This window comes from Sporosarcina sp. FSL K6-1508 (genome assembly GCF_038007465.1).
GTDB classification, from domain to species: Bacteria; Bacillota; Bacilli; order Bacillales_A; family Planococcaceae; genus Sporosarcina; species Sporosarcina psychrophila_B.
On record NZ_JBBOXF010000001.1, the window covers coordinates 3426832 to 3439277 of the forward strand.

At 39.9% G+C, this 12446-nt stretch carries 19 protein-coding genes; 6 read left to right on the plus strand and 13 right to left on the minus strand.

From position 1 onward, the window contains the following. Positions 1 to 2 precede the first annotated feature (2 nt). The 11 genes from MKZ11_RS17335 to MKZ11_RS17385 all read right to left on the minus strand — a co-directional run bounded on the left by MKZ11_RS17335 (position 3) and on the right by MKZ11_RS17385 (position 8907). Positions 3 to 851 carry an ATP-binding protein gene (locus MKZ11_RS17335; RefSeq protein WP_340795611.1) on the minus strand — a complete coding sequence of 283 codons (849 nt, stop codon included), beginning with the start codon at positions 849 to 851 and terminating at the stop codon, positions 3 to 5. After that, positions 790 to 1611, minus strand: a complete 822-nt coding sequence (locus tag MKZ11_RS17340; RefSeq protein WP_340795612.1) for a conserved phage C-terminal domain-containing protein — start codon at positions 1609 to 1611, stop codon at positions 790 to 792. The genes MKZ11_RS17335 and MKZ11_RS17340 overlap by 62 nt, the downstream gene beginning before the upstream one ends. A gap of 34 nt (positions 1612 to 1645) precedes the next feature. After that, the gene (locus MKZ11_RS17345) at positions 1646 to 3457 is read right to left on the minus strand and encodes an ATP-dependent helicase (protein ID WP_340795613.1); all 1812 of its coding nucleotides are present in this window, start codon (positions 3455 to 3457) and stop codon (positions 1646 to 1648) included. Further along, positions 3438 to 5591, minus strand: coding sequence for a hypothetical protein (locus MKZ11_RS17350; protein ID WP_340795614.1), 2154 nt, complete (start codon positions 5589 to 5591; stop codon positions 3438 to 3440). Before MKZ11_RS17350 ends, MKZ11_RS17345 begins: the two co-directional genes overlap by 20 nt. Next, positions 5591 to 6598 (minus strand): hypothetical protein, encoded by a 1008-nt coding sequence (locus MKZ11_RS17355; RefSeq protein ID WP_340795615.1) that lies wholly within the window; start codon positions 6596 to 6598, stop codon positions 5591 to 5593. Before MKZ11_RS17355 ends, MKZ11_RS17350 begins: the two co-directional genes overlap by 1 nt. 99 nt (positions 6599 to 6697) lie before the next feature. Continuing rightward, positions 6698 to 6883 (minus strand): hypothetical protein, encoded by a 186-nt coding sequence (locus tag MKZ11_RS17360; RefSeq protein WP_340795616.1) that lies wholly within the window; start codon positions 6881 to 6883, stop codon positions 6698 to 6700. Between the two features lie 15 nt (positions 6884 to 6898). Continuing rightward, complete coding sequence (locus MKZ11_RS17365) at positions 6899 to 7192, minus strand: hypothetical protein (protein WP_340795617.1); 294 nt, start codon at positions 7190 to 7192, stop codon at positions 6899 to 6901. Continuing rightward, the gene (locus MKZ11_RS17370; RefSeq protein WP_340795618.1) at positions 7189 to 7347 is read right to left on the minus strand and encodes a hypothetical protein; all 159 of its coding nucleotides are present in this window, start codon (positions 7345 to 7347) and stop codon (positions 7189 to 7191) included. Before MKZ11_RS17370 ends, MKZ11_RS17365 begins: the two co-directional genes overlap by 4 nt. 262 nt (positions 7348 to 7609) lie before the next feature. Beyond that, positions 7610 to 7801, minus strand: coding sequence for a hypothetical protein (locus MKZ11_RS17375; protein WP_340795619.1), 192 nt, complete (start codon positions 7799 to 7801; stop codon positions 7610 to 7612). 9 nt (positions 7802 to 7810) lie between these two features. After that, on the minus strand, positions 7811 to 8077 hold the full coding sequence (locus tag MKZ11_RS17380; protein WP_340795620.1) for a helix-turn-helix domain-containing protein: 267 nt from the start codon (positions 8075 to 8077) through the stop codon (positions 7811 to 7813). A gap of 191 nt (positions 8078 to 8268) precedes the next feature. Continuing rightward, entirely contained in the window at positions 8269 to 8907 is a 639-nt protein-coding gene (locus MKZ11_RS17385; RefSeq protein WP_340795621.1) for a Rha family transcriptional regulator, read from the minus strand. 71 nt (positions 8908 to 8978) lie between these two features. On the opposite strand from MKZ11_RS17385, the gene MKZ11_RS17390 reads away from it, so the two are divergent. After that, positions 8979 to 9167, plus strand: coding sequence for a hypothetical protein (locus MKZ11_RS17390; RefSeq protein WP_340795622.1), 189 nt, complete (start codon positions 8979 to 8981; stop codon positions 9165 to 9167). A 186-nt stretch (positions 9168 to 9353) separates the two neighbouring features. On the opposite strand, the gene MKZ11_RS17395 is transcribed toward MKZ11_RS17390, so the two are convergent. Together MKZ11_RS17395 and MKZ11_RS17400 are read right to left on the minus strand one after the other, a co-directional pair. Next, the gene (locus MKZ11_RS17395) at positions 9354 to 9629 is read right to left on the minus strand and encodes a hypothetical protein (protein ID WP_340795623.1); all 276 of its coding nucleotides are present in this window, start codon (positions 9627 to 9629) and stop codon (positions 9354 to 9356) included. A gap of 147 nt (positions 9630 to 9776) precedes the next feature. Then, entirely contained in the window at positions 9777 to 10010 is a 234-nt protein-coding gene (locus tag MKZ11_RS17400; RefSeq protein ID WP_340795624.1) for a helix-turn-helix transcriptional regulator, read from the minus strand. 156 nt (positions 10011 to 10166) lie between these two features. On the opposite strand from MKZ11_RS17400, the gene MKZ11_RS17405 reads away from it, so the two are divergent. From MKZ11_RS17405 to MKZ11_RS17425, 5 genes are all read left to right on the plus strand, one after another. Beyond that, complete coding sequence (locus MKZ11_RS17405) at positions 10167 to 10535, plus strand: helix-turn-helix domain-containing protein (RefSeq protein WP_340795625.1); 369 nt, start codon at positions 10167 to 10169, stop codon at positions 10533 to 10535. 10 nt (positions 10536 to 10545) lie between these two features. Further along, a complete protein-coding gene (locus tag MKZ11_RS17410; protein ID WP_340795626.1) occupies positions 10546 to 11460 on the plus strand; it encodes a hypothetical protein in 915 nt (304 codons plus the stop codon). Between the two features lie 81 nt (positions 11461 to 11541). Then, a complete protein-coding gene (locus MKZ11_RS17415; protein WP_340795627.1) occupies positions 11542 to 11997 on the plus strand; it encodes an ImmA/IrrE family metallo-endopeptidase in 456 nt (151 codons plus the stop codon). Between the two features lie 24 nt (positions 11998 to 12021). Further along, on the plus strand, positions 12022 to 12189 hold the full coding sequence (locus MKZ11_RS17420) for a hypothetical protein (protein WP_340795628.1): 168 nt from the start codon (positions 12022 to 12024) through the stop codon (positions 12187 to 12189). 14 nt (positions 12190 to 12203) lie between these two features. After that, positions 12204 to 12404, plus strand: a complete 201-nt coding sequence (locus tag MKZ11_RS17425; protein ID WP_340795629.1) for a hypothetical protein — start codon at positions 12204 to 12206, stop codon at positions 12402 to 12404. Positions 12405 to 12446 lie beyond the last annotated feature (42 nt).

Below are 12446 nucleotides of genomic sequence, written 5' to 3' on the forward strand. Positions count from 1 at the left end.
CCCTAAATTTTATGTTTTTTAATCCGCTTATCCGTCGTTTCCTCAAAATTGATTACGTATATATTTTTCATTAGCCGAGAAACCAATTTGCGGTCATACATTTTCTCTAATTCTTGTCTCGTCAAATTCGTTGTTACGATTGTCGATTTGTTTTGACGCCCGTTTGTAATCGCATAGAGAACGCGCATTACAAAGTCGGATGCTGTCTTCTTTGTGCCTGACCCGCCTGTTTCGGTTCCGAGGTCATCAAGCACAAGGTAATCAACGTCGGTTAAAAGATTCGCGAAATAGTGTTCTGTGTAGCGGCTATCTTTGTTGTCGAAACTGTCACGTATCCTCAAAAACATTTCATCGACGCTGATAAACAAGCAACTCTTGTTCTTTTTTCCTGATTCATTTAAGTTGCGGAGAATCGACATACCCAAATGGCTTTTGCCAACTCCCGGATCGCCAGCAAACCAGGTAGTGAAAGTTCCACCGTCTTTGTAGCTAGCGAATGCCTTAGATGCTAGTTCCTTGTTGTGAATCTCTTCTTTTTTAGTAGCTGCATATGTCGTGAAAGATGCATCAAGCAAATCTTCGTCCGTCAGTACGCTTTGGTTATGGAATATGTCGTACTTGCGTCGGCCCATTGCACGCTTAACTTTCATGTCTTCTTCGTCGCTCAATTCCTGTGTGGTGCGATCCCTCTCACAAATTGGGCAGAAAATTTCACCATCGAACGTAATTTTCTTAATTTCTTTCGTGTATTCTTTTCCATTCGCTTGTACCGTGTGTTCGTAACAGATTTCAGAAGTTGATCCCATCCGCGTATTGTTTAACCGGCTGATTACTTCCCCTATCGCCTGCATGGCTTGTCCCTCCCTTTTCATTCAAGTAAGATTCAAACTTTGTTCCGAACAATGTTTCTGGCCTAAGAAATTTATTCATCTTTTCGTCTGTTAGCCATTCTGCTGATTTGTTGTCAATGACTTTCTTGAAATCATCGAGTGTAAACTTCTCTTTCATTCTGGCTTTAATCAATGTTCTGGTTTTATCAGTCGTATCTCGGAATCTCGTAATGCATTTTGTGTTCAAGTAAGAAATGATTTCAGAATACGGAAGAGGGAGATCGTCCTGATTCGCAGAATCGGACACTATCTCTTTCTCTTTCTTCTTCTCTTTCTCTTTCTCTTTATTAGTTCTCTTTGTATCCATAGGGTATAGATGCTGTATAGATACTTCATCAGACTTGATAGATTCAACGTTTGTGAGGTATACGGTTACGAATGGTAAATGTTTGACATCCCGCAATTCCTTCTCCACCCGTGTTACAATTTTTGGTGAGTTGTTCCAGTTGTGTTTCGGCCAGTTTAATAAAATAATCTCTCTTGTTTCTTCGTGATAATCAATTTTTTTATAATCCTTGAATCGTTGGAGTAGTTTTTCGACTGTTTCTCTGTTGTATCCTGTCTCCATTTCAATCACTCGCTTAGGTAATTCGTAGATGCCGATTTGAGATGTTTTGCTGTTAGTCATCAGGTAGACATAAAAATATTTTTCTTCTGGTGTTAAATCCAAAACAAACGCGTCTTGCCAAAAACTTACCTGTACCTGTCTGTATACGCTCACAATCGTCGTCTCCTTTCGTTGATTTTCTGATGAATCAGCCTTTTATTTCATCCAGAAACCTGCTCTTTTCAGCTTTTACCATCGACCCGTTCCATTGTTGTTTCATTAGAGAGTGAGATAAAAACAGTTGTTTTTTCGCTCTTGTAACTCCGACATATGCTAAGCGCCTTTCCTCTTCAATGTCTCCGCGTTTGGATGGGAATGTATCCTCTACTAGTCCAACGAGGAAAACAACGTCAAATTCAAGCCCCTTGCTCCCGTGCATCGTCATCAATTTAACTGCATCTTTTTCATCAATCAATTTCTCTTGAATGTCACGGTATTTAAGCCATTTCAAGAAAGCGGAAAGACTGTTATCTTCGCCTAATGTTTCCTTTGTTTTTTGCCACGCTTCAATGTATTTTGTGCCATTTTCAAGCGCTTCGATTCTGTTTTCCAGACCTTTTTCTTTATAATCCCGAAGGACTCCCAATACCTCTGCTGTATAGAGAATTAATTCCGCTACACTGGCACCGTTTAAATGTTTTTGGGAGATCTTCGAACCTAACTCAAAGAATCGTTTCGACTGTCTGAAATTCATCTGTTGGAACATGGCCAACTCCGATTTGTCTTGCTTTAGAGCTTCCAGACGCAGAACTTGTTGTTCCCTTTCACTTAAGAAAGGTTCTGGATACGTTAGTGCGCGATAAAAAGCTCGTCCGTCTTTGTTATTCACAATGACTTGTAGCCAAGAAACGATGAAAAGCATATCTCTGTTTCTCATGATGTCGTTGCGCCCAAGAGCGATGTTCGGAATGCCGTTACGCTCTAATTGTTCCTGCATCCTCTTTAGCTGCATGTTTGTTCGGGAAAGTACTGCAATGCCTTTATATGGTGTACCTGACTCGTACAAGATTTTGATTTTGTCTAGCACTTCTTCGTATTCCATTCGTTCGTCGCCTGTCGTTAGAACGGTGACTTGCGGACCTTCTTTATGAGCAATCAATGTTTTTTGTGACTGATTTTCATTGTGTGAAATCAGATTATTTGCCGCTGCCACGATTTCTTTTGTAGACCGGTAATTATCTTCGAGTTTCACAACTTCGCAATTTGGATATTCGTTCGGGAAATCGAGAATGTATTCAACTTTCGCACCACGCCATCCATAAATTGCTTGGAAGTCGTCTCCTACGACGAATAAGTTTTTAGGTGCCAACAGTCGGAACATGTCCATTTGGTCATCACTGCTGTCCTGGAACTCGTCTACAAACACATGAGAGTACATTTGCTTGTAGTAATTAAGCGCTTCGGGATGTTTGCTCCAAAGTTCATTCACCACTGAAACTAATTTATCCAGATCAAGTGCATTGTTTTGCCGCAATCGATATTTATATTCGTTAAGTATTTTGGTGATTTCATAATCACTTCTGTCATTTTCTTCATACGCTTTAGTGGTCTTAGTAATTGTTGCTTTGCTACCAAACTCTTGCATAATCGCTTCCAGTATCGATTTTCGGTCTTCTTGGTCGTAAATCGTGAAATTTTTATCGATGCCGATTAAATGGCCCCAATCTTTCAAGACATGAACCGCGAATGCATGGAAGGTGTTACAAAACAATTTCTTACCTTCACGCTCACCAATGAGCCGTATAACGCGTTCTTTCATTTCCTTGCCCGCCAGTCGAGTAAACGTGAGGGCTAGCATGTCGCTAGTCCCTACACGATTGTCAAAGAGATGTGCAATTCTTGTGGTTAATACGGTTGTCTTTCCGCTACCCGCTCCTGCAAGACAAAGGATCGTTTCGTTAGTCGAGATAACCGCTTGGTGCTGATTGACATTCAATCCTTCAAGCAATTTTGTTTGCATCTCTACCACCCCCTGCTGATAAGTCATCTACTTGCCAACCATCAGCCGTAAAGTCGTACTCCAATGCCCCCGCTAAGATGATGTTGTCGACTTTGCCTGATAGTTCGTCCAAACCGTTTATGAGTAGCTGGAAGTTTTGCTTATCCAAGTGATTTAAATTGTCCATGACAAGGATCCGTAATTTCGGTTGTGCTCTATCGATAATCGTCATCATCATGGCCGCCAAGAATACTGTCTGTTGTCCAGTCGATAAAGCATCGAAGTTCACTTCATGGCCGCGTTCATTCACCCAACCAAATTCAAACAATTCTTTCCCTGTATCGCTTTCGGTTTGGAAGTACGGCACTTGTTCAAATTTCATTAACTTTAAATTCTCTTCAATCTGTGAACGAATCGGTTCTAAGATTTCCTTTACCAATTCACCCTGTACGCCTTTAGCGCCAAGCGATTCATTAAGTACTTTCAATGCGTTAGCTTTATATTCCGCTTCATTGTTCTGTAGCACGTTTTCATTCATCAGGACAAGCGTCTGTTTGGATTTGTCCTTTTCATCAACCTGTACTTTTAATTCGGAAATTCTTGCCCTTGTACCAATTGCTTGTTTTTCCATGATGCTAAGATCGCCAATTGGTTCCGTTTTTTCGTTTACCAGTTTTTGCAATTCAGTTTCTAGTAGCGACAACTTACCTTCTTTTCTCTCTTTTAGGGATTCCTTTTTTTGTATTTCCGTTTCTTTCACCTTTATTTGTCGGGACAACTCTTCACGTTTTGCTTGAACTGCTTGTGCTTCGGAAAAGACGCTTGTTTTTTCTTGTTCTTTGCCGATTGCTTGTTGCATTAGTTGACTTAAGATGGTTTCAGCTCCGTCAAGTTGACCTTGTAAATCAATTAGAACTAGCTTGGCTTGCTCTTTTTTCTCATCAACATACTTATCGAATCCAGTAAAGTCCTTATTACAACTGATCATTTGACTGATTACACAAGCGCCAGTCATTTCACTTACCTGACGTAATGTTCCGTCGAGCGTTTGAACATTCGCTTCAACATTCATAATTTGCTCTTTAAACCCATTCACTGTTCTTCTTTGTTCATTCGTTTGATTATTTAATAGAGTTATTTCATCGTTAAATGGTTTTAATTTACTTTCCAAATCAATTAGTAAGGGCATCGAAGCAACCAATCCAGCAACTTCTTTGTCTAGCGCTTCTGTATCCGTGTCGATTTCCGTTTCATTTACAAGTTTTATTTCTGCTTTTAATTCCTCAATTCGTTTCAATCGGTTGTCGATTGTCCTTTTCTTTTCAGTATCTGCAGCAACTTTCTTTTCGATTTCAATCAGGCTATGTTGGAGTTCGTCTAACTCTTTTTTTGTTTCAGCAATGTTGCGATCCGTTTCTGCCATTTCATTTTTCATGTCAGCCATTTGTCGTACTGTGCCCTGTGAGTCCGCTTGCTTGCGTTTCCAGAACGTTGATTCTTTCGCTACCCAATCAATCATGGAAATCAATCCATCGTGTATATCTTGCCTGTCGTGGTATTCATTCAATGCATCTAGAATGAGTTGTTTCGTGATCCCAAATTGTTCGATGTTGTTTTCTTTTAAATCATTCGTAAGCATTCGTTTGTGAAGATACTCTGAAAGCTTTTCCTTATCCCATGAATCACTGTCAATCGGGGATAAAGAATAGATGAAATCCCTTCTTTTTGAATCAGATAATGAAAGGAATTCATTGAAATCAAGCGCTACAGGGAAATTGCCTACCTCATTTAGTACTCGTGCTTTCTTTTCTGTCGCTGTTTTTTCTCCTTTTCCAGGAGAGACGCTCAAGTCTTCTTTAATGCTTACTTTTGTGATTCCGGTCTTTCCGTTTCTCTTTTCCTCTTTTGTAAAATTGCGAGTAAATTCAAAGTCACTAGTTTTTAGTCCTACAGTCATTTCGGTATCTGTCGCAAACTTGATTGTCTCTGCTGTTGTTTTCCCTCTACCTGGAACATAGCCTTGCATTGCAAGCCCGAGCGCTTGAATACGCGTTGTTTTTCCGGATCCGTTACGACCAATGAAAATGTCTTTACCAGTAAGGATTTGAGTCGCACTTTGCCCCTTAATGTTTTCCATTCGGATTTCAGTAATCATCAGAACCGATCCCCTTCCTGGCTGAATAGATTAGTCGGTCGGTCTGTTCGCTGAATGAAATCAGAAACTAAATCCTTTTCAGGTTCAGAAGTCTGTATGATTTCCTCGTCATCTGCATCTGCAACAAAATCTTCTTCGGTTGCTTCAATCACTGTTTCAATGACTTCAACTTTCTGATTTCCGACTTCGATTTCTTCGCCGCGTTCAGCTTTGTCGGCAATATCAAGGAGCTCTTCGCGATTAAAGTCATGTACGTAACCGACGACTGGAACTCTTGCAATCTCACCTTGCTTCGTCACGTATGCCGCGCTAGCAAGTGCTGGATGTTTACTCATTACAAGTCGCTCACAGATGGACTGTGCGTTACGTTCTGCGAATTGCTTCTTATTAATGAAGGTATCTATCGCTTTTAACACGTCTTTATGTTGAATGTTTGCGGCTATTCCGAGGAAACCGTCAATTTTCAAGAAGATGCTGTTTGTTTTTTCGTCTTCCGTCAGCATTTGCTCCATGCACACTCTGCCGGCTTCCTTACTGTACTGAACCTTTTTCGCAAGATCTTGTATGAAATACATCTTGATGTCATACAGAAGTGTGGCACTCGTTATAACAAGGTTCCCAATAGGGCTGTAACCTATAGCTATTTTCTTAACCCAGACTTTACTAATCGTTCCGGATTCGTGGTCAATCATCGGATATGGATTAACGACGATTTGACCATCTGGTAATGTTAATTTATCTGGCGTTACAATCGACAATCCTGCAATTTGGTTAAGTGTGTTAAATCCTTTAGCAGTAGTCATTGTTTTATTTTGAATGGTTGCAATTTCACCGTTCTTTTCGTTTAGAGTAATAACGCCCTTAACACTGCGAATCTGGCCGTTATTCGTTTTCTTGACAAATACCTCACCGTCACCAAGAACTGCGATATTTTGTTTTTCCAATGCCTGAATTTTTTGTAGCGCTAATGTGTATTCCTTTTGGTTTGTCTGTACTTCGTTTTGCATGAGTGTTGCCTCCCTTGTGTTTTTTGCGATTTTGTAATAAAGTGAATGTAAGTTTATATTTCAGAACCATTGAATCCGCTGTTGTCGCAGTGGATTTTTTTATATTGCTTCTTCAAACCGGATGATTTCGGCAGTCTTGCGAAGTGTATAAACACTCAGGCCACTTCCCCATGTTTCTTCGAACTGCTTCATCGCAACTAAAGCGCTGTCTTTGTTCGTATGGATGATGTACGGATCCGACTCTGTTACAAGTCTGACTTCCCACTCCCACGATTTTTTCTTCATTCTTCTTCACTCCTTTCAGTAGTCAGATTTCCGATAAATATCCGCCGCTTGCTCAAGTGTTCGTTCGTCGAAAGCCCGTTTCATAGCACTGACAATCAAGTTGATATCTATATCTTCTATCCCAACTTGTTCAGCTGCAGCAATCGCATAGCCAAGTGCGCTTTGATTATTCCATTCATCTGCCGAATGGTGTAGATGATTTACAACCGTTTGCAAATCCTTGCGTAGTACCGTGATCATGATTGTCTCCGGAAACATGTCTAATTCGTCAATCAAGCTGAACATCGCCTGTTTTACTTTCGCTTTCATAGCGTCACCACCCATACGAACAGTGTCAGTACTGATGCGCCCGACAGGACGCCATAGAACCACCGTGCATCTGACGGATGGATCTGTTCTTCGCCGAAGAAGTACACATTCAACTTTTTCATTTCATCAATCCTTTCTGATAGGTTGAATCCCATCAAGGTGTCCAGGGTACGAGTAACCAGCTCGTTTGGAGGAAACTATTCAATGGCTCCTGGACACTTTGATAGGAGCCAAGGCTCCAGTCGTTGCAACAACATCAGTTTTCTAGGGCTTTCATCAGGAAGTGAAATTCCAAATCACTTACATTTATGGTTCCTGTCTCACTAGTTTCAGCACGGTACTGTTCTATTTTTTCTTCTGTCGTCATGTTCTCCACCCCTTTGCGTTTCTGTGGTATAATGTTGTTAAGAGATAGTTTCAAATTTCGCCGATTGACATTCCCGTGTCTGTCGGTTTTTTTATGTCTTGTAATGCTTTCAATGACCGCACCGCATCTTCTGCTCTGTGTAGCGCAAGGTCGATGTCATCTGCTTTCAACTTCTTGTATGCGATCATCAAACATAATTCTGCTGCGTATCGTTCGTGTAATTCTCCTTTTAACAAGTTCATCGTGTCCTCCTATAAAATGAATTGAATGAATCCTCCTAGTAATGTTGTAATCAATTGAGACACTGCTACGACGTCTACGCCGCATATCAACGCCACTGCTGCTTCCGGTACCTGAGTTACTTGAAACCACCTGATTAAATCTGCCGCTTTTAACTCCATCTTGTCGTTCTCCAGCTTCGAAATTGTGCTCCGTGGCATAAACATTTGCGGAGCCATTTCCTCCTGGCTTAACCCTGCTCCTACGCGTGCTTTTCTAAGTACTTGTCCAAAATCCATGACAAACTTTCCTCCCGTTTAATGTTCTAAATCAGAACAAGTTCAAATGTTGAACAGTTTTTTATTTCAAACCTAGTAATATAGTTAATGAAGGAACGAGTTAACTTGCCGGGATGACCCCTCCTAGCAACCTCTTAAGACCTCGCTTCGAAAACTCCGTGTAACAAGGGGCTTGCCCGCCCCTCTTCGCTTTACGAAACTTTTCTTGGTAACCACGCATTCACATATCCAATTGCGGCAGTTAGATCCTGTCGCTTCACGTCTTTGTATGATGTAACGCCAAACCTGTCCTTAATTTCCCGATGTAATTCCGGATACAACAACCGTTTGTGATCGTCTGATTCGGCGCACTCAAACACCTTTCGGCTTATCGCCTTTTGCAAACCCCTTTGTTCTCCATGATCCAAAGTGATTTGGTTTTCGACCATTCCACGAATTTCAGTGACTTCTACTTTTAACTCCTTCACTTCGTTTGAGTTCATTAAAGTGAGTTTCATGGACGCTTCCAGTTGTTCTTGTTCAGTAAGAACCCTTGGAGCGTTTGTCGCTTTTTCTAACTCTTCCACACGTTTGATAACTTTGAATCTAGTCATAGCGTCATATTTTAAAGCTAGTTGCATAGCGCCATCTTTACCGAATGTGTAGCATGGTTGTTCTTTGTTTTGTGAATCGGCGTATGAGGTCAATCCGAAAATGGATGCACCTACTACATCACCTAATTCATCAATTTCATTTCGAATATCTCGCATGATGTGGAAATGTTTCTTGCCTACGATTTCCGCAATATCCAAACTCGTCATTTTTACTTCACTGTTTATTAATTGTTCCATTGAACTTCCTCCTTTTAGTAGGTATTCTGTCCCTCGCTGTCGAATAGTGACGATAGAGGGAGGTGAATGAAATGACAAGTAAAACTGATAAAGAACTAGCTGTAGAATTAATGATTGCGTCTTTAAATCATTATTCATCCCTGCAGAATTCAAATGGCGGCAGCGTCGTTGCCCCGTTAAAAGTCGAATCGATAATCAGTGGCGTCGAAAACTACTTTGACGCGATTAGCAAACTCGAATCACCTAAAGTGGAGAAATAAATACTTAACTCGGAGTGAAGAAGATTAATAGCTTTGGACAGCTCTTCTTCGCTCCATTCTTTTTCCTCTGCTAAATAAATGATTTCCCTTGCGTTTTCTATAGTATTTTTAATTTCCATCCCTCTCACCTCCTATATAGAAGATTTGTGAATCCCTGTACTGTGCGCCTGTCAACGCGTTTATTTTTTATTCCCATTCATCCATGATTTCTTTGATGACTTTCAGTGACGGCTCGTAGAACCAGAATCGCTTGCTATTCGGCTTTTGCCGTTGAAGCACCCGCATCCGCTTATCGCTTAAGATTTCCGCTTCAAGAAACGTCTTACCCATGCATAAGCGTTTTGACATTTCATTGATGTCCCAAACGAACATGACTTCTCGAAAAGCCTTGTCTAAGTTTTCTTGTATTTCTTTTTTGATAAATTCTTGGTCAATCACAGTGTTGATTTGGACGACAGACATTTGGCTTCCTCCCTTCTTATCCTTCACACCCACCAATCAAAGTTCGAAGTCTTGGCGTAACCAATTGGCGTGGCTCCCTTCTATAGAAGAAGATCATGGCCGACTCCGCTCGTTCGAACTTTCATTGCTGGGTGTGAGGTGTTATTTTTAGATAACTCTCTTTTCGCAAGTATGATTTTCTTGTACTAAATTGCTAAATAAAAAGAAGATATCATCTTCTAGAATTTGCGATATCTTAAGCGCTGTTTCTAATGGTGGAGAAATATGCCCATTTTCCCAGTTCGAAACTGATTGCTTTCCCTTGTATCCAAGCGCTTTCGCCAGTTGTTCTTGAGTTAAATTTTTCTTCTCGCGCGATTTTACTAGATTAACATTCTTCACATTGTCACCCCCGATGTATGAACAACTTGTACCCTTAGTATACGTACAAGAATCTTGTATGTCAACAATAAAATACAATTAACTTGTACTATTAATTATTTCATATACATATGATGTACAATATCCTTGTACATACTGATATTAGGGGGAATTGTAATGGTGTCCCAAAGGTTAAAAAGTGCTAGAAATAGATTAAAGCTAACTCAGGAAGCACTTGCGGAAAAAGTGAATACGTCAAAAGGAACTATTAGTAATTACGAAAACGGTCATAGCACACCTTCGAATGAAATGTTGGTTCTACTGTCTGATGTTCTTGAAATAACTACTGACTATCTATTAGGGAAGTCGGATAATCCTACAACAAACGGCGTCAACAACGACAAGGCATTCTTCATGTCTAAAATCGCATCGGAATTTCCGGATATTGACTTAATGTTCCGGGATTTGGAATCGATGTCTGCAGAAGAAATGCAAGAAGTGTACGATTATATTAAATTTAAGAAGAGTCAAAAGGGCGAAAAGTGAGGGGGATTTCATGAAATTTAAACTTGGCGCTTTGCTTGCACTTTGTTTAGTGATTCTTTTGGGTTGTGGGAAGAAAGTCGATGACGAAGCTCTTCAGAGAATTGCGACAGGTCTTGAAAATCGATGGGAGTACGCCGATAAATTACCGAACGAGGTCACGACGGAAGAATTAGAGAAAGCTGTTCAACTAGAATTAGATGAACTAGAAGATTATGAAGTTGATGATTTTAAAGATGTGCATCTATATGTACTTTACGATAATTACAGAAGAGACCTGAAACTTATCAAAACCTTAATGCTTGGAAAGAGGGCTGATTCTCTAGCTTTTCAAGAAGAATGGAAAGAACATATGGAAAAAAGAGCAAAAACTCTTTATGACTTAAATAACGACTATACACTCGACATATCGAACGAGAATAAAAAAGTTTTTGAAGAAATACTCGCGAAATCTGGCCGGTTAGTTGAAATGGATGTAATGAAAAAAGCCGTATCTGAAATAAAATCGTTAACTGATCTTAAAGTTGAAATCGAAGAGAATTCTATTGCCGTCACTTATGACATTGAAAGCGTATTGAGTAACAAATCATTTGTCGCTAGTAAGACTGGATTCCCTTCTCAAGCTATGGATATATTAAAAATATTGAACGATTATGACTTTGACGACAATGTTATAGTAACTACAAATAACGGAGTTATTGCCGCTTCTGCTTATTTCGATAAAAACGCTTTAGGAAAAGTCGACTTTGGTAAGTGGGATAAGTTAGATAGCGTTGATGCGCATAAGTTTTACGACATGACGAAGGCTTACCACATTAGACTGGGTATATGGGAAGAACTTGATGCTGAAACGCAAAAACTAATAGGCGATATGAATAAACGAGACTCTAACACATTCTGGGACGATCGCGGACTTGTGTATCAATAAATTTATTAGGTGTGCATTTTATGTACACCTACTCTTTTAACCATTAAACCAAACGTACATTCCCGTTAAGGAGGTCATCACTTGGGCACTCACCTAGAGGATTACATTTATAGTTTGTACATGTCTATCGATATAACGAATCCGGCAGATTTAGATATGTCGTTGATTGCCAAGGAAATTGGTGTTGAAATTGTATACAAAGAAAATTCATTCAGGTTTGATAATGAAATCATTCTGGTTAGAGGAACAAAAAGCGAGGAATGGATGGAGTTTGGGCATGAAGTTTGTCACTATTTAAGACATAGTGGCAACCAACTGAACATGCACTTCCTATTCATGAGGCTGCAAGAGTGGCAGGCAGATAGCTTTATGTATCACTTTTGTGTTCCGACGTTTATGTTGCATGAATTAGATTTGCCAAGTGATCGTAAAAAAGCAATTTGGGAGATTCAAAAGGCGTTCAATGTATCTTACGAGTTCGCAGAAATTCGATTGGAGAAGTTTGCGCAAAAACATGCATATGTAGCGCTTTCTTAATTCATTGAAAGGAGTTCATTCTAAATGGATGTAGTAAGAGAATTAGAAAGTCTTATAGCTATTTATTTTAATGGAGAAAACTATACCGTTGACGGAGTTGAATTGTCTAGAGATGACTCCAAAATCATAGCCTACCAGCTTATTCATTCACTTCAAATGGCCGAATTGATAATGGCGAGAAAAAAGAATTGAAAGGAAGTGTCGAATTGAATAATATTATTCACCTTTTCGATAAACAAAAGGACAATAAGTTACCATCAAACGCAATAAAAGTCGATTCGACCAAAACAGTACGTATTCCTATCCTTGATAGGATGTATGAGATTGACGGTGAATTATATTACGAAATCCAAGGTGATCCTACCCCTCGGAAATGGAAGGACTACGATCACATGGATTTCAATTAACACATTCCTCTGAAAGGAGGTGATGCAAATACCTATCCCCCA